This window comes from Fodinicurvata sp. EGI_FJ10296 (assembly GCF_040712075.1).
Classification (GTDB): Bacteria; Pseudomonadota; Alphaproteobacteria; order DSM-16000; family Inquilinaceae; genus JBFCVL01.
In genome coordinates this window covers 253796-270073 of record NZ_JBFCVL010000002.1, presented here as the reverse complement: position 1 = coordinate 270073, position 16278 = coordinate 253796, and the positions used below count along the sequence as shown (strand labels likewise).

Here is a 16278-nt window from a genome sequence, read left to right as displayed (position 1 = left end):
ATGGCGGCACCCGCGAGCAACCCTCATGACAGCCTGTTCCGGGCGCTGCTGGACGATCCCGGCCGGGCGGCGGTTGTCGTGCGGGAATTTCTGCCGCCCGCAATCGCATCATTGATCACGCCTGAGCCGCCGCGGCTCATCGACGGCAGCTTCATCGACGAGACGCTGGCCGACAGCCAGAGCGACCGCTTGTTCGAGGTAAAGCTGACCAGCGGCGGGACGGCCTTCGTCTATGTGCTGATGGAGCACAAAAGCAGCCTGGACGCCCGCACACCATTGCAGCTGCTGAGCTATATGGTGCGGATCTGGGACCGCTTCGCCGGGAGCAGGCGCGACCGGCTGCGCGCCCTGCCGCCGATCCTCCCGATCGTCGTCTATCACGGCCGGCGTCGCTGGACCGTGGCGGACACGCTGCTCGACTGCGTGGATACGGGGGGCAACAGCGCCATCGCCGACTATGTGCGGGCGTTGCGCTATGAAGTTCACGATCTGGGGCGCCGAGAAGACGACCGGCTTTCGGCCTCACCGGAGGTGGCAGCGGTGTGGCTGGCGCTGAAATATGTCAGTCACAGCAACGCGCCGCCCGAAGCGATCATCCGCGTCATGGCCCGTCTGAGTGACGGCACCCTTCTGGCGCAGCAGATTGTGCGTTATATTCTGGATCGTCAGCAATGGATCGATGCCGACCACTGGAAGCAGTTCGCAGCCGAAGCCAAACCGGGCATGGAGGACAGCATGGTATCACTGGCAGCGCAGGAATGGCTGAAACAGGGCAAGGCCGAGGGAATGGCCGAGGGTAAAGCTGAGGGCCTGCGGTCAGCGCGCAGGGATGATCTTCTGGACATTCTCGAAGCACGATTTGGACTCGTCGATCAGTCGTTCCGTGAACGGATCAATGCAATGTCGGCCGACGACCTCCGCCCTCTGCTTCGACGGGCCGCCACCGCACCGACCATTGCAGATGTCCTCGACGGGGTTTCCTCCCACTGAGAAGCGAAAGCCAGAGTCCGGCTATTCTGTGGTGATAAGTTTGACGATGGTTTCCGGGACCTCCCAGTGCGGGATGTGACTGCCGCCGTCGATCAGGTGAATCGCCGTTGTCGGCGGCAACGATGCGACCTGGACCCACGGAAACATGACATCCTCCGTTCCCATGATCACTAATACAGGAATGCTCAGCGACTCCAGGCGTCTGGGCAGGCTGTGACGCTGTCCGGCCAGGCCGGCGAGATCGTCGGCGAGATCCGGTAGATGGGGATGGCTTTGGTTCTGGGCCAGTATCTGACGGCAGACCGCAAGCGGCGGCGGCGGGAGATTACCACCGATTTCACGAAGCAGCAGTTCGATGCTGTCAGCCGTGTCCGCCCATGCCAGCGCCTGCAGGATCTCGTAGTTGACCGTATGCCCCATGCCGGCCGGTGAAATCAGCATCAGGCGCCGCAAACCAGCGATCTCGCCCGATGCCGCCAGGTCGGCGGCAACGAGTGCGCCCATGCTGTGAGCGACAATGATATCCGGCATCGGAGCAAGCGCTGTGGCGGCTTGCCTCACAAGCGCCGACAATGCCTCGATCGTGGTCGGGTCCACTGTAGAAGTACCGTGAGATGGAAGATCGAAGGCAATGGCCTCAATTCCCGCATCGGCCAGGAGCGGCCCGATTGGTAACCATGTAGAGCCATCGGCTGCAAATCCGTGAAGCAGCAGCGCCGTCGCACGGCGTTTGCCCTTTGCCGGCCACCGGCGCACCGCCAGATGGCCGCCGGATACCTCTATTCGCTCGCGGCTCCGGTCGGCGTTACCGGTGCCGGCCGAGTTGCCGTTTTCCTGGCGTATGTCAGCCGTTTCCACACGCCCGCGCGGACCGGTTCCGACGATTGTTTCGATGTCCACGCCAGTTTGCCGCGCGATGCGGCGCGCAGCCGGCGTTGCCCGCTTGCGGGCCGATTCCGGCATCTCGTGCTGTTGTCGTTGAACTGATCCCACGTCTGACGGTTCGGGGGTTGCTGATTGGCCGGCCGGACCCGTAACATCTTCAGATGTGCCGGGTACTGTAGTGGCGTCGGCCGCATTTTCGTCTTCGATCCTGGCCAGCGGCATGTCGACCGTCACTTCGGCGCCCGGTTCGGCCAGGATCTCAAGAATGGTGCCGTTGGTAAGAGCCGGCAGTTCGACCACCGTCTTGTCGGTCTCGATTTCGGCGATCGTCTCACCGCGGCGGAAATGCTCGCCTGGCTGTTTCAGCCATTCGACGATGCGCCCGGTCTCCATGGTTTCGCCGAGACGGGGAAGTGTCAGAATCCGCTCGCTCATGCCGCGCTCCGATGACGTGTCAGCCGACGTGCGGCGTCGGCGATGCTGGGGACCGACGGGATGGAGGCAGCTTCCAATGCGGGAGATACCGGTATCGGCACGTTCTCGGCGGCAACGCGGAGCACGGGTTCCTCCAGAAAATCGAAACACCGCTCCTGGATCGCTGCGGCGAGCTCCGATGCGACCCCGGCGGCAGACACACCCTCGCTGACCACCATGGCGCGACCGGTCGCCGACACCGCCTGTTCGACCGTATCCAGATCGATCGGATGCAGCGTGCGCAGGTCAATGACACCGGCGGAAATGCCCTCGTCGGCCAGGTCCTTCGCGGCCTGTTCGGCATAATGAAGCATGCGCGAGTAGGTTATGATCCACAGATCGGTACCCGGCCGGCGAATGACGGATTTGCCCCATGGCGCGTCAGGGGCGGTCCGGTCGAGCATGCCCTTGCTTGTATATAGGCCCTTGTGCTCGATGAATACGACCGGATCGGGAAGGCTCATCGCGTGGCGCAGCAGGTGATAGGCGTCATTGACGGTCGCCGGCATTGCCAGATGCAGTCCCGGCGTATGCATGATCCATGCTTCCAGACTTTGGGAATGCTGGGCGCCGGCAGACCGGCCGGTGCCGCCCTGGGTGCGCAGAACCATGGGAACGCCGGTCTGGCCACCGAACATATACCGGATCTTGGCGGCCTGATTGCCCAGCTGGTCCATCGACATCGCGATGAAGTCGACATACATCAGTTCGGCAACGGGACGCAGGCCCGTCATCGCCGCGCCCACCGCCGCGCCGACGATGCCCGGTTCCGATATTGGCGTATCGATCACGCGGTCGGCGCCGAACCGCTCGTACAGACCACGCGTCACCCCATAGGCCCCGCCATAGCGGCCGACTTCCTCGCCCATGACGACGACTTTTTCGTCCTCGACCATGGCGTCGGCAAGCGCCATACCCAATGCCTCGCGGTAGGTCGTTTCGAACGGTTCCGTCTCGGCGGCTGTCCGGATTACCGGGCTTTGCGATTTCTCACTCATTGGCGAATATCCGGTCCAGGCGGTTGGCTTGAGGTTCGGGCGCCGGACTGTCGGCGTGAAAGACGTGCCGGAAAAGGGCGTTGGCATCCGGACGTGCTGCGGCAACGGCGAAATCGATGGCGGCGTCCATCTCCTTGGCGATATCACCGTCGAGGCTGTCGAGCGTGTCTTCGTCAGTTCCGGCCTCGATCAGCGTTTGGCGTGTCCGGGCGAGGGGGTCGCGCTTGCGGCCGGTATCTTCTTCATCGGCCGAGCGATAAGGACTCTTGTCCATTCGGGCATGGCCGAAAAACCGATAGCAAGAGACCGACAGAAAGCCGGGCTTTCCGCCACGCGCCAGTTCCAGCAGATCGCTGGCGGCACGGTGGACGTCACCGACATCGTCGCCATCGACCATCATGGCTTCGAGACCGAATGCCTTGGCCCGGGCCGCGAAATCCGTGCTGCGGGTCGCCTGATCGATGCGCGTTCCCATGCCGTACTGGTTGTTGACGCAGCAGAACAGGACCGGCAGGTCCCAGAGCGCGGCCATATTCATGCTCTCGTACAGGATACCCTGCTGCATAGCGCCGTCGCCGAAAAAGGCGACCGATACGGCGCCCGTCTTGCGGATCTTGTAGCTGAGGCCGGCGCCGACCACGGTCGGTATGCCGCCGCCGACGATCGCGTTCGCGCCGAGATGCCCCAGCGTCATATCCGCGATATGCATCGAGCCGCCTTTGCCGGCACAGTAGCCGGAGTCCTTGCCGGCGATTTCGGCCATCATGCGGTTGGGATCAGCCCCGCGCGCAAGGAAAATGCCATGGCCGCGATGATGGGTCGTGAAACTGTCGCCGTCACGCATGGCAAGGCCAACGCCGGCTGCGGCGCCTTCCTCGCCAATGGAAAGATGCAGCATCGACCCGGCGGATTCTCCCCGGACGAACAGTTCTCCCACCCGTTCCTCGAACGACCGGATCCGGCGCATGGTTCGGTAGAGGTCGGGGTAGGGCGTGTTGCTGGTCTCACTCATGATGCGGCGTCACCTTTGCTTGTCGAAGACGCGACGGGCTCGTCGCGCAACGTTTTCATCAGCGGGTAAAGCTGTTCGTAGCGATCGAACAGTTCGGCATAGGCCGCTGCTTTGGAAGCGTCCGGCTCGATGGTCCGGTCGATGCGCACCATGGCGTCGATCGCTTGATCGATATCCGGATAAAAGCCCGCGCCTACGGCAGCCAGGATCGCGGAACCCAGTGCGGGGGCTTCGGCGAAGGCGGGCACCTTGACCGGAATTTGTGCAGTATCGGCGTGAATCTGCAGCCAGAGCGGCGAGCGTGTGGCCCCACCGGCAACGAAGATCTCGCTTGCGGTAAAACCCGCGCGGTCCATGGTCTGCAGGATCGACCGTGTGCCCAGGCAGATCCCTTCGATGATGGCGCGGAAAATGTGGGCGGGGCCGTGCGACAGCGACAGGCCTGTGATGGCCCCACGCGACAATGGGTCGGTATGCGGTGTGCGGTTGCCCTGGAAATGGTCCAGCACCATGACACCTTCGGCGCCCGGCGGCAGAGCCGCCGCCTCGGCGTTCAGGCGCTCCAGATCCACGTGATCGCCGGTCAACCGCTGATACCAGGCGATGATCGAGCCGGTCGATGTCTGGCCGCCTTCGATGATGTGGCGTCCGGGATAGACGGCGTCGGCATAACTCCCCCACAGACCCGGGGCAGACATCGGTTGGTCGGTGACGCCGAGTTGCAGATGCGACGAGCCGGTGATCATGGCCAACTGTCCGGGCTTTGCGACGCCCAGACCGATCATGCCGATGAAGGCATCCGCGCCGCCCTGTGCGACCACGACGGATTGCGGCAATCCCAGGTGATCGGCAGCTTCGGCGGTCAGCTTGCCCACCGGCGCACCGGGCGCGACGATCTCTTCCGGCCATTTATCGGCCAGAACATCGAGATCAAGAGCCTGCAGCAGCGTCGTCGGCCAGCCGCCGTGCCCGGTGCGATAGTGCCACCGCATCGCGACGTTATCGAGACTGGCGACGCGCCGCCCGGTCAGGTGCCGGATCATATAGTCCTGATACTCGCAGATGGTCGCCGCGCTGTTGAATACGTCCGGATCGTGGCGCTTCAGCCACAGCGCCTTGGGGATCATCCATTCCGACGATACCGGCCCCTGTCCCGCGCCGTTCAGCGCCAGAGCCGGATCGCCGGTCGCCAGCACGTCCTCTGCCTCGCGGGCCGCTCGCATATCCATCCACAAGATAGCCGGGCGGAGCGCGTGACCGTCAGCATCGAGGGCAACGACCGTGCAGGAAGTGGTGTCCAGGCCGAGCGCCGCGACGTCGCCAGCGTCAATTCCCGCGTCGGAAACTGCGCCGCGGACGGCTGTGCCCAAGGCGCGCCACCAGTCGCCGGGCGTCTGCTCGGCGCGGCCCGGTTTCGGAAATCGCGTTTCATAGGGCGCGGCGGCCGTGCCAATGCTTCTTCCGTCGAGCGTGAAAACATGGGCACGCAAGGATTCCGTGCCGCCGTCGACCCCGACTACGTATGGCATCCGCTACCTCCCGCGTTCGTTGCGCGCCGTGCCGGCGTCTTCTTCTCCACCCCTACCGCACCGCACACTCTATTGTGCACTGCGACAGATGTCATTGTATGTGACTTTTGTGATGACAGCACATTTGTATCATGGCAATACTTTTTTCATAAGGGAGGAAATGAAGCTGATGACCCTCGCGGGAGCATCTACTGGTATTGCGCTGACGCAGGAACTGAGCGGCCTGGCTGACGAGGCGCTGGCCGCGCGGTGCGCATGGCTCTACCATGTCGGCGAACTGAGTCAGGGGGAAGTGGCCTCGAAGCTCGGGGTTTCCCGGACGCGGGTCAATCGTCTGCTTCAGGAAGCGCGCAGTGACGGCCGCGTGTCGATCAGGATCGATCACGATGCCGCTCGGCTGTCGGCTGTCGAACAGGCAATCACCGATTCATTCAAACTCGACTTCTGTCTGACGACGCCGCCGATCGGCCTGGACGATCTCGATCTGAGCGACCCGAATCAACGCGCCGTTCAGGGGCGGATAGCGCGGCGGGCCGTCGGTGTGGCCGCCGCACGATTTTTCGAGGCCAAGCTGCGTCATACGCCCTCGCTAACGGTTGGCGTTGCCTGGGGACGGACCTGCATGGAAATGGCGGCAAATCTGGCCGGCCTCCGGGCGCCCGAGGCGCGGTTCGTTTCGCTTATGGGCTCGTTCGGCCGTCACGGCGGCGCATCGGCGTTCGAAGTTGTTCAGGGGCTTTCGGCCAGAACGGGCGGGCAGGGGTTCTTCCTTCCGGTCCCGTTCGTCGCCGACACGCCGTCGGATTGCCGGGTTCTCATGGCGCAGAGCGTCGTTCAGGAGACGCTTGGCGTCGCCCGCGAAGCCGACATCAATATCATTTCGGTTGGAGAACTCGATGAGCAGGCGCTCATCCGCCAACTCGACATGATCTCCGCAACGGATCTGAACGCGCTGCTCGGATCGGGTGCGGTCGCGGACACCGCAGGCCATTTTTTCGATTCCGACGGGCGTCTCGTTCACGATCACCCGCTGGACGGGCGGATGGTTGCCCTGCCGGCGGCGGAGGTCGGTCGTGTGCCAACGGTTCTACTGGCGGCCGGCGGCGAGAAGATCGCAGCGATCAGGGCGCTTTTGCTGTCGGGTCTGGTCGATGCGATGATCATCGACGGCGACACCGCGACGGTCCTGTCCGCCAGCACGCTGCCTGACCATACCAACCATTGAGGGCATTCTGGCGGGCCGTTCGGTCCCGGAAGACAATCGAGAATCGAATTGTTTTACACGATGCGTCAATTGCCGGTGGCCGGTGTATTTTCCGTCCGCGAGAGGCATTGAGCAAACCGATTTTGCGTATTGTGATCTCAAGATGTTGGATATAATGGTAGAGTAGATATTGGTAAGAACAGAGGGCATGTAGTATTCAGTACCCGCGCGGCAGTCGGTCTCCGGTCGCCGTGCATTTCGTCACGCCAGAATCCGCGGGAGGATTGCGTCCATCATGAAGAAGATACTCAACGACCCGTATTCCTATGTCGATCAGATGCTTGAAGGGCTGGTCGCCGCCCATCCCGAAACCTACCGGTTGACCGGCGATGGCGATCGTGTCGTGGCGCGTGCCTCCGGGCCGAAGGATGGCAAGGTCGGCATCGTTTCCGGCGGCGGCTCCGGGCATCTGCCCGTCTTCACCGGCTATGTCGGCCATGGCCTGCTCGATGCCTGTGCCATTGGCGATGTCTTTGCGTCGCCGTCTGTGGAACAGATGGCCGATGCCATTCGCGCGGCCAATGGCGGCGCCGGCGTGCTTCGCCTTTATGGGAACTATGGCGGCGACGTCATGAATTTCGATATGGCCGGCGATATGGTGGAGATGGAGGACATCCCGACGACGACGGCGTTGCTGACCGACGACGTGGCGTCCGCCGCACCGGCCGAAAAGGAAAAGCGGCGCGGCGTTGCCGGCATGGTCTATGCCTTCAAGATTGCCGGCGCCAAGGCCGAGACCGGCGCCGACCTGGAAGCCGTGACGGCGATCGCACAGAAAACGGCGGATAACTGCCGATCGATTGGTGCCGCGCTGACGCCCTGCACCGTACCCCAGGCCGGCAAGCCGACCTTCCAGATCGCGGATGACGAAATGGAAATGGGCATGGGCATACACGGCGAACCCGGCGTGTGGCGTGGCAAGCTGCGCACGGCCGACGAGATCGCTGAAGAACTGATGGATCGGCTGCTGGCGGATATGCCGGTTGCTTCCGGTGACCGGGTGTCGATCCTGGTCAATTCGCTGGGCGCGACCCCGGCGGAGGAGCTTTATATCCTCTATCGGATCGCAAAGAAGCGCCTGGAAGCCGAAGGCGCGACCATCGCCGTGCCGCTGGTCGGGCGTTATGCGACCTCGATGGAGATGGCCGGCGTCTCGTTCACGTTGTGCAAGCTCGATGGCGAGATGGAAGAGATGCTCAAGGCGCCTTGCGACTGCGCATTCTGGAAGGTGTGAGGCCGATGACTGCAACGGCAATAGCGCGCGGCACGCTCAAAACGGGGATCGGCCGGCTGACCATAGCCATGGAGGCCGATGCCGAGATGCTTAATGCCGCGGACGGCCAACTGGGCGACGGTGATCTGGGCGTCACAATGGTGCGGGGCATGCGCCTGGTGTCGGAAAAGGCTGACGACCTGCCGGATGACGTCGGCATGGCCCTGATGGCCTGCGCTCAGGCTTTCACCAAGACATCCGGGTCGAGCTACGGGACCTTGCTGGCGACCGGGCTGATGAACATGGCGAAAGCCACCAAGGGGCGCACGGACGTGCCGTGGCCCGAATTGGGCGACCTTGTCGGCGGCGCCCGTGACGCCATGATGCAGCGAGGCAAGGCGTCGCTGGGAGACAAGACGGTGCTCGATGCGCTGGATGCCATTGCGTCGGCGATTGCCGGCAAGGACGATCCGGCCGCCATCGGTGAGGCGGCGGTCGAGGCCGTGCAGACGACGCTGGACCGCTTCCGCGGCAAGGAAGCCAAGATCGGCCGCGCCCGAATATTCGCCGAACGCAGTGTCGGTCTGGACGATCCGGGCATGCTGGCGATGCAGCGGGTGGTGCTGGCTTTTGCCGGCAAGCACCCGGCCCAGTAGAGGTTTTGGGCCGGGCGGCGCCGTTGCCGCCCGGCGCGCTTCTCAGGCGCTGCGGTGCACCGGCATTTCGACCGCCGGCGCATCGCCTGGCTTCAGTTCACTGGCCTGCTTTCCATAGGATTTGAAGCGGGCCAGAACGCCGGTCATTTCCGCGTCGGAGAGGATGACGGGCTCGCCGAGTTGGCGGGCGACGAAATACTGCTTGGCCAAAGTCTCGACCTCTACCGCCCGCCAGAGGGCCTTGGCCAGGCTGTCGCCATAGCAGATCATGCCGTGATTGGCGAGCAGGCAGGCCGTGCGATCCTTCATGGCCGTGAGCATGGTTTCGGACAGCGCCTGGGTGCCGAAGGTCGCGTAATCGCTGCACCGAAGATCGGGCCCGCCGGCGATGCCGATCATATAGTGAAAGGCCGGAATGCCGATGCGAAGACATGACAAAGCCGTGGCATAGACGGAATGGGTATGAACGACCGCGACGGCATCGGCGTGATGACGAAGGATGTCCATGTGCATGCGCCATTCGCTCGACGGCAGGAAATCGCCGAAATAGCCACCGTCGAGATCCATGAGCACGACCTGCTCCGGGGCCATGGTTTCATAAGGAATGCCGGATGGGGTGATCAGAAAACCTTCGGGCACGCGCACGGAGACGTTGCCCGACGTTCCCTGGTTGATTCCGGATGCATTCATCCGGCGGCAGGTGTCGATCAGCTCGATGCGCAGATCGTAATTGGAAAGGGCGGCCACTGTCTGTCTCCTCGGAAAACGATAGATATTTTTTCTAGTACAGTAAGTCACCATGCAATGTAATTGTCAATGTTAAAATTAACGATCATAATAAAAACTCCGGAGTATGGGTAATGGATGTCGTATTAGTTCTGGATATTGGTTCAACGAACTTCAAAGCCGCGGCCGTTTCATCATATGGTGAAATCGTCTGGACGTGGCGGCGTCGACAATCCCCCATTTCCGGGTCACCTTACTTGCATTTAGACACTCGGAATGTCTATCGATGGATCATCGAGGCTCTGGCGCAGGCGGTGGCACAGTTCCGGATCGCCGCTGTGATTCCGTGCACCCACGGGTCGTCGGCCGCGTTGGTGGCAAACCGGGCCGAGCCCGATGCCGATGATCACGACGCCGGCGGGCTGGCGCTGCCGGTAATGGGCTACGAAGCCGATATTCCCGACGACGTCGCCGCCGAATATGCCAGGATCGCGCCGCCCTTCGACGAGGTCTATGCCCCCACCAATCCGGCGGGTCTGACGCTCGCTCGCCAATTATACTGGCAGCAGACGCGGTTTCCCGACGCCTTCGCCCGGACCAGCGTCATAATGCCCTATCCGCAGTACTGGGGCTGGCGCCTGACCGGCGTTAATGCGGCGGATGTCAGTTCTCTGGCCGCGCAAACCCATCTTTGGGACCCAGTGAACAGGCGCCTCTCTTCGTTGGTACATGCTCGCGGCTGGGATCGGCTGATGGCCCCGGTTCGCCCGGCCTGGGACGTGGTGGGAGTCTTGCGCGAGGAAATCGCCCACCGTGTCGGCGCCGCCGTCCCGATTCCCGTGCTTTGCGGCATCCACGACAGCAGCGCGAATTGCCTGCGCTATCTTTGCCTGCCGGATCGCGACTGGACCTTGCTCTCGACCGGGACATGGCTGATCACCTTCAACCCCGGACAACCGTTGGATCGCCTCGATCCGCGCCGGGATACGGTTTCAAATACGGATGTCGACGGCAATCCGATTGCGTGCTCGCGCTTCATGATCGGACGGGAGTTCGAACTGGTCGCTGGTCCCGACGGTCTGACGCTGGAAACGGACAGCGCGGACTGGCATTCGGTTGCCGCCGATGTGATCGGGCGCGGCATCGTCGCACTTCCGTCCTTCACCGACAGCGGCGGGCCGGTTCCGGGTTCGGGCGGTGCGGGGCGGATCACCGGCGGCGATGGACTGCAACCGGCAGAGCGGCGCAGTTTGGCCAGTCTGTACTGCGCCCTGATGACCTGCGAAAGTCTGACCGCCGTCGGCGCGGACGAGGCAGCGGCTCCGACCCTGATCATTGACGGCCCGTTCGCCACCGATCCGCTTTTCCCGGGCCTGTTGGCGGCGCTGATCCCGAACGCCACGTTGCGCGTTTCCGAAGAGCGGGACGGCACTGTTGTGGGCAGCGCGCTTTTGTGGGATCGCCATCTTGGCCGCTATCCGCACCCGCCGGCCCTGCGGACGGTGGCGCCTTTGGACTTGCCCGGACTGGCCGCATATGCCGCCCGATGGCGGTCCCTGGCCGGATTGATTTAATCGTGTATGGCTAGCGAGGTCGGACTGGCGGGGCGGGATTGGCCGGGTAGGGTGCTGCGGTGGCAATCGGCATTTTCTCCCCGGCCGATACCGGTGCTATACGGTCATCATGTGGTACCGAAGCGTCTCTCTGATCGTATTTTTTCTGCTGGTGCTATCCAGCGTTGTTGTTGCCGCGGCGTCCGCGGCGCATGGCCAGGAACGGCGTGAGCGCGTATCCAGCGCCGATGACAGCGTCCTTCATGTGGCATGGTCACTTCAGGAACCGTACCAGTTCATCGATGATCGCCGTGAATTGAGCGGCATCGACGTTACGATCATGAGGGAAGCCGCCGACCGTGCGGGGATGACTGTCGTATTCCGGCAAATGGCCTGGTCGAGTGCCCTTGACGGCCTGACCGACGGACGCGTCGATGCCGTATTGGCAGCCTTCGAAACGCCCTGGCGCAACGAGATCGGGCAGTTCTCCGACCCGATCCGGACCAGCGAGGAAGCCTTGTTCATGAGGCGGGAGGATATCGACGACCTGAGCGTGTCGGCGCCCGAAGGCCTCCTGGACCGGTTGGCGGGAAGCGGTCACCGGATCGCGGTGATCGAGGATTACGATCTCGGTCCGGCGTTCGAGGCATTTCGCGCGCGGGTGCAGAATCAGGGCGTCATTCGGCCCGCCACGGATCTCAGGCAGGCCATGGCGATGTTTTCCGTTGGCGTCGTGGATGGTTTCATCATCGATCGCCATGTGGGCAACGCCGCGGTTTCAGAGGCTGGCTGGCGCGACGTCGCGGCGCATCCGGCGCCGGTCTACAGTGCCGAGGCTGGCGTCCTGTTCTCGAAGAATTCGGTCGGTCAGCCGACCGTCATAGCCTTCGATCGTGCGCTCGCCGATCTGCGGCAGGACGGCGCGATCGACCGGATCCATGACCGCTTCGTCTTGCCGATCATGATCGACATGGCGCTCGCGGGTCCATGGTTCGGGGCGATCCTGACCGTTGGCATGATCGCGTTTTCGATATCGGCGGTGGTTCTGGCGCGTACCGGCGGTTACGGGCTCTACGGCGCGTTCGTCCTCGCAGCTCTGCCGGCGCTTGGCGGCGGCGTGCTGCGCGATCTGGTGATCCTGCGCGAGCCGTATATCTTCGATTATCCGGTTTATATTTTCATCGTTCTGGCCACGTTGGGGATAGCGTTATTGCTCAATCGGCTGCTCGATGCGATGCGCGGGCGTTCGCTGCTGTTGTTCGATGTCGTCAACTGGCTTCTGCGGATGCGCCGCAGGATCAGTCCCGCTTTTGTCATGGCCATCTTCGATGCGGCGGGAATTGCCGCCTATACTGTTGTCGCGGTCACGATCGCTGTGGAATTCGGCCGCGACCCACTATGGTTGTGGGGGCCGGTGTTGGCGGTGATAACCGCGACAGGCGGGGCGATCGTGCGCGACATGATCCGCAGCGACGGCGAGAATGCCATCCTGCGCGGCAGCTTCTATGGTGAGACCGTGATTCTGTGGTCGCTGGTTCTGTGCCTGTTTCTCGGCACCTACGGCCATGCCGCCGATCCGACACTTCTGTTCTGGGCGCTGATGACCACGATGGCCGGCATTTTTCTGACGCGACTGGCCGTCGTCTATCGGGATTGGCAGCCCCCGCGGTACTGACTGCGGTCAGCCGGTGAGGGCTGTCAGCGTCCGTCCTTGCCGCGCTTTTTGCCGCTGGCCCGTTTGTGGTCATAGGCCGCGCCGATGGCCAGACCGAGACCGATCCCAATGGCAATGCCAATTGTGACATTGCCCAGCACGGTCAGCCCCAACCCGACGCCCACCGCCACGCCGAGAGCTATGCCTATTCCAATACCGGATTGGCCGGTAGTGTCATCGCGTGAATCGTCTGCCATTGATTTCGCCTTTGCGCTGCGGGCCTTGTGCATCCGAGCATTTGGCACGGGACGCCGCCGACTGCAAGGCTATGCCGTGGCGACCCTTCCATGCCGACATTGCCGAAGAATGCTGCACCCACAGTGCCTATTTCAATAGCCACTGATGCTGGGCCTGGGTCGTGAACTTCCAGACCCGCCTGGGGCCGGCCATAACGTTCAGATAGCAGAGCGCATAGCCGTGCGGAGCGCCGCAGGGGTGATAGCCCTTGGGAACCATGGTGACGTCGCCGTCATGAACGGTCATGGTTTCGTCCAGATCGCCGCTGTCGGTATAGACCCGCTGGAAGGCAAAACCCTGGGACGGGTCCAGGCGATGATAGTAGATTTCTTCGAGATATGATTCGTTCGGAACGTCGTCGGTGTCGTGCTTGTGTGGCGGATAGCTCGACCAGCAGCCCGACGGCGTGATCACTTCGACTACGATCAGGCTGTCGGCGATACCCTCGACACTGTCCGGCAGAATGTTGCGCACATGGCGGGTATTGGTGCTTTCGCCGCGTGTTTCCGTCGGCACCGACGCCCCGGGAATCAGAACCGGCTTGCGGGTGCCGGGCTTGCCGGGGGCGGCGCAGACCGCCAATTCCAGTGTCGTGCGCGGCATTACGGTATAGGACGATCCGGCCGGTACATAGACGCTGTCAGGCGATACGTCATCGAAGGGTCCCTTGCGTCCGCCCAGATTCTCAAACGATTGACCGGCCGCCGTGATATCGGCCGAACCCGCGATCAGGACCAGAAGCACTTCCTGTTCGCCGGTCGATCGTTCCAGTGTCTGACCCGCTTCGAGCCGGTACAGATCAAAGCCGACATAGGTCCAGCCGGCGGACTCCGGCGTAATCGACAGCGTTCTGCCATTGGCGTCCGGCGGGGAAGGGCGGGCCAGCAGATCGGCCATTGAGACTCTCCTTTTTCAATTCGTCGTCTTTGAACCCGTCATTGAGTTCCGCGCCACGCCCCGAGAAGCCGGGCATAGGCGTCGCCGATCCGGTGCGCCGCCTCGCGATCGTCGATCGTACCGGCCAGCCATTCCCGGGCGGCGGATTGGAACACGGTCCGCCCGACGGCAAAGCCCTTGCAGATCGGCTGTCCGGCGGCATCGGCCAAATGGCGGCCGAGATCGTCGATCGGGGCGTCGAGGCCAAGCACGAGCACGCCCCGGCAATACGGGTCGTGCGCGCGGATGACGGTCTCGATCGCTTTCCACCCCGCGTCGCCGCCGGCCGGGGTCTCAAGCTTCCACCAATCCGGATAGATACCGAGTGCATAAAGACGGTCCATCACCGCCGGCACCGTATTGGCGTCGACGCCCTTGGCGGATTTCGACGCCACGACTTCCATCAGCAATTCGTGGCGGGTGGCCCGGGCGGCATGGGCAAGCTGGACCAGCTGTTCCTCCTGCGTCTGCCGGAGGTCGGCGGGGTCGTCGGGATGATAAAAGACGAGGCATTTGACGATCTGTGTCGTCGGCCATTCCCGCAGCGTCGTTGCGACATCCGGTCCGCCTTCGAACTCCAGCGGTGTCTTGCCCGGCGTCTCGATGGGGCGCGCGACCCAGCAGCCGGTTCCGGTGATGTCGTCCAGCGCGTCCTGCCCCAGCCGGCGGTCGAGAAGAACACCGAACGCCGGATCGTCGCCAGCCGCCCGGCGCGCGGCCGCAACGGCCAGGGCCTTGAATTCGGCGATACGGTCCGGCGACGCACCGGCTTCGGCCGCCATCTCCTCGAACTGCATGCGGTGATCGATGGCGAGGGCGCAGACCTCCGGCCAGTCTCCATGGCGCGTGGTCGACCAGTGAAGCTGGTTCAGGGCCTCGTCCTCGCGTAGGCGGCGAGTCTTGCTGCCATGGGTCAGAAATGTCTGCAATTCGTCCCAACTGGGCACGGCAGGGGCGCAGCCGTGCCGGGATACGGCAAAGGCACCGCAGGCATTGGCAAGGCGGCAGCATTCCGCGATCGGCTCGCCGCGCAGCCAGCCGCGCAGAAAGCCGCTCATGAAGGCATCGCCGGCCCCCAGCACGTTATAGACGTCGACCGGAAAGCCGGGTCCCTTTATCCCCTGTTCGATGTCGTCGGGTATCGCGTCGGGAAAGGCCACGCAGCCCATTGGCCCGCGTTTCAGGACGATCAGAGCCGGCGATATCGCACGGACAGCTTTCAGGGCCGTCAGCGTGTCGGTCGATCCGCCCGCGATGTGGATCTCCTCCTCGGTCCCGACGACGAGATCGCAATCCGGCACGATGCGCTGCAGATGCGCCGATACCGCTTCATCGGCGACGAACCGGCTTTCGCCCTGTCCGTGACCGGCGGCACCCCAAAGCACCGGGCGATAGTCGATATCCAGAATGACGCGCGCCTCGTTCTCGCGGGCCAGCGTCATTGCCCGCCGGCTCATGGCATCCAGGCCGGGCGTGGAAAAATGGGTGCCGGTCACGACCACCGCCCCGGCGCGGGCGATCAGCGCCGGGTCGATGTCGTCCGGTGTCAACGCGGCGTCGGCGCAGTTCTCGCGAAAGAAGATCAGCGGGAAACTGTGCTGATTACGGATGCCCAGAATCACCAGGGCCGTCAGCCGATCGGGGTCGGTTTTCACACCGCTGATGTCGACACCCTCGCGGGCGAGTTCCTCGCGGATGAAGCGCCCCATATGTTCGTCACCGACGCCGGTCACGACGGCCGATTTCAGCCCCAGCCGAGACGTGCCGATCGCGATGTTCGCCGGACAGCCGCCGATATATTTCGCGAAACTTGCCATGTCTTCCAGACGGCCACCGACCTGATCGCCATAAAGGTCGATCGATGACCGGCCGACGGTGACGACGTCGAGCGCGTCTTCTCCCGGCCTCGTCGCATTCGGGCCGGGTTTGTGCGCTTTCGTGGGTGCTGGCGCTGTCATCCTGGTCTCCGCCTGGGTCTTGTTGGGACGCTCTCCCGGTCCGGTCCTGCCGGTTCGGTTCTGCGCCTGTTCCTCCCGCATGGCGATATGAAACAAAAATTCCATGCGGGTATCAAGCAGGAATATACTGATC

Annotated in this window: 14 protein-coding genes; 6 read left to right on the top strand and 8 right to left on the bottom strand. The window is 63.3% G+C overall.

Features of this window, described 5'->3' with window-relative positions:
- Positions 1-990 (top strand): Rpn family recombination-promoting nuclease/putative transposase, encoded by a 990-nt coding sequence (locus tag ABZ728_RS04705; protein WP_366654689.1) that lies wholly within the window; start codon positions 1-3, stop codon positions 988-990.
- A 21-nt stretch (positions 991-1011) separates the two neighbouring features.
- Here ABZ728_RS04705 and ABZ728_RS04700 read toward each other — a convergent pair whose 3' ends face one another.
- Genes ABZ728_RS04700 through ABZ728_RS04685 form a run of 4 tightly spaced genes read right to left on the bottom strand, consistent with a single transcriptional unit; the run spans position 1012 to position 5888 of the window.
- On the bottom strand, positions 1012-2310 hold the full coding sequence (locus tag ABZ728_RS04700; RefSeq protein ID WP_366654687.1) for an alpha/beta fold hydrolase: 1299 nt from the start codon (positions 2308-2310) through the stop codon (positions 1012-1014).
- Positions 2307-3347, bottom strand: a complete 1041-nt coding sequence (locus tag ABZ728_RS04695; protein WP_366654685.1) for an alpha-ketoacid dehydrogenase subunit beta — start codon at positions 3345-3347, stop codon at positions 2307-2309. The genes ABZ728_RS04700 and ABZ728_RS04695 overlap by 4 nt, the downstream gene beginning before the upstream one ends.
- Positions 3340-4359, bottom strand: coding sequence for a thiamine pyrophosphate-dependent dehydrogenase E1 component subunit alpha (locus ABZ728_RS04690; protein ID WP_366654684.1), 1020 nt, complete (start codon positions 4357-4359; stop codon positions 3340-3342). The genes ABZ728_RS04695 and ABZ728_RS04690 overlap by 8 nt, the downstream gene beginning before the upstream one ends.
- Positions 4356-5888 carry an FGGY-family carbohydrate kinase gene (locus ABZ728_RS04685; protein WP_366654683.1) on the bottom strand — a complete coding sequence of 511 codons (1533 nt, stop codon included), beginning with the start codon at positions 5886-5888 and terminating at the stop codon, positions 4356-4358. Before ABZ728_RS04685 ends, ABZ728_RS04690 begins: the two co-directional genes overlap by 4 nt.
- 169 nt (positions 5889-6057) lie before the next feature.
- Here ABZ728_RS04685 and ABZ728_RS04680 point away from each other — a divergent pair, with 169 nt between their 5' ends.
- The 3 genes from ABZ728_RS04680 (at position 6058) to ABZ728_RS04670 (ending at position 9021) form a co-directional block, all read left to right on the top strand.
- Positions 6058-7113: a sugar-binding domain-containing protein gene (locus ABZ728_RS04680; RefSeq protein WP_366654682.1), complete on the top strand. Its 1056-nt coding sequence runs from the start codon at positions 6058-6060 to the stop codon at positions 7111-7113.
- Between the two features lie 274 nt (positions 7114-7387).
- The gene (locus ABZ728_RS04675; RefSeq protein ID WP_366654680.1) at positions 7388-8386 is read left to right on the top strand and encodes a dihydroxyacetone kinase subunit DhaK; all 999 of its coding nucleotides are present in this window, start codon (positions 7388-7390) and stop codon (positions 8384-8386) included.
- A 5-nt stretch (positions 8387-8391) separates the two neighbouring features.
- Positions 8392-9021 (top strand): dihydroxyacetone kinase subunit L, encoded by a 630-nt coding sequence (locus ABZ728_RS04670; protein WP_366654679.1) that lies wholly within the window; start codon positions 8392-8394, stop codon positions 9019-9021.
- A 42-nt stretch (positions 9022-9063) separates the two neighbouring features.
- Here ABZ728_RS04670 and ABZ728_RS04665 read toward each other — a convergent pair whose 3' ends face one another.
- Entirely contained in the window at positions 9064-9768 is a 705-nt protein-coding gene (locus ABZ728_RS04665) for a class II aldolase/adducin family protein (protein ID WP_366654678.1), read from the bottom strand.
- A gap of 236 nt (positions 9769-10004) precedes the next feature.
- Between ABZ728_RS04665 and ABZ728_RS04660 the strand changes: the two genes are divergently transcribed.
- Together ABZ728_RS04660 and ABZ728_RS04655 are read left to right on the top strand one after the other, a co-directional pair.
- Positions 10005-11321, top strand: coding sequence for an FGGY family carbohydrate kinase (locus ABZ728_RS04660; RefSeq protein ID WP_366654676.1), 1317 nt, complete (start codon positions 10005-10007; stop codon positions 11319-11321).
- A gap of 109 nt (positions 11322-11430) precedes the next feature.
- A complete protein-coding gene (locus ABZ728_RS04655; protein ID WP_366654675.1) occupies positions 11431-12975 on the top strand; it encodes a transporter substrate-binding domain-containing protein in 1545 nt (514 codons plus the stop codon).
- Positions 12976-12998: 23 nt separating this feature from the next.
- Here the strand turns inward: ABZ728_RS04655 and ABZ728_RS04650 are convergent, their stop codons facing one another.
- From ABZ728_RS04650 to iolC, 3 genes are all read right to left on the bottom strand, one after another.
- The gene (locus tag ABZ728_RS04650; RefSeq protein ID WP_366654672.1) at positions 12999-13211 is read right to left on the bottom strand and encodes a hypothetical protein; all 213 of its coding nucleotides are present in this window, start codon (positions 13209-13211) and stop codon (positions 12999-13001) included.
- A 127-nt stretch (positions 13212-13338) separates the two neighbouring features.
- Positions 13339-14148, bottom strand: a complete 810-nt coding sequence (gene iolB / locus ABZ728_RS04645; RefSeq protein ID WP_366654671.1) for a 5-deoxy-glucuronate isomerase — start codon at positions 14146-14148, stop codon at positions 13339-13341.
- Positions 14149-14186: 38 nt separating this feature from the next.
- Entirely contained in the window at positions 14187-16250 is a 2064-nt protein-coding gene (gene iolC, locus ABZ728_RS04640; RefSeq protein ID WP_366654669.1) for a 5-dehydro-2-deoxygluconokinase, read from the bottom strand.
- Between the last annotated feature and the right edge of the window lie 28 nt (positions 16251-16278).

Coding starts and splice junctions, on each gene's coding strand:
- ABZ728_RS04685 (WP_366654683.1), bottom strand. CDS start 5,888: ATGCCATACGTAGTCGGGGTCGACGGCGGCACGGAATCCTTGCGTGCC.
- ABZ728_RS04675 (WP_366654680.1), top strand. CDS start 7,388: ATGAAGAAGATACTCAACGACCCGTATTCCTATGTCGATCAGATGCTT.
- iolC (WP_366654669.1), bottom strand. CDS start 16,250: ATGGAATTTTTGTTTCATATCGCCATGCGGGAGGAACAGGCGCAGAAC.
- ABZ728_RS04705 (WP_366654689.1), top strand. CDS start 1: ATGGCGGCACCCGCGAGCAACCCTCATGACAGCCTGTTCCGGGCGCTG.
- ABZ728_RS04690 (WP_366654684.1), bottom strand. CDS start 4,359: ATGAGTGAGACCAGCAACACGCCCTACCCCGACCTCTACCGAACCATG.
- ABZ728_RS04700 (WP_366654687.1), bottom strand. CDS start 2,310: ATGAGCGAGCGGATTCTGACACTTCCCCGTCTCGGCGAAACCATGGAG.
- ABZ728_RS04655 (WP_366654675.1), top strand. CDS start 11,431: ATGTGGTACCGAAGCGTCTCTCTGATCGTATTTTTTCTGCTGGTGCTA.
- ABZ728_RS04650 (WP_366654672.1), bottom strand. CDS start 13,211: ATGGCAGACGATTCACGCGATGACACTACCGGCCAATCCGGTATTGGA.
- ABZ728_RS04695 (WP_366654685.1), bottom strand. CDS start 3,347: ATGAGTGAGAAATCGCAAAGCCCGGTAATCCGGACAGCCGCCGAGACG.
- ABZ728_RS04670 (WP_366654679.1), top strand. CDS start 8,392: ATGACTGCAACGGCAATAGCGCGCGGCACGCTCAAAACGGGGATCGGC.
- ABZ728_RS04680 (WP_366654682.1), top strand. CDS start 6,058: ATGACCCTCGCGGGAGCATCTACTGGTATTGCGCTGACGCAGGAACTG.
- iolB (WP_366654671.1), bottom strand. CDS start 14,148: ATGGCCGATCTGCTGGCCCGCCCTTCCCCGCCGGACGCCAATGGCAGA.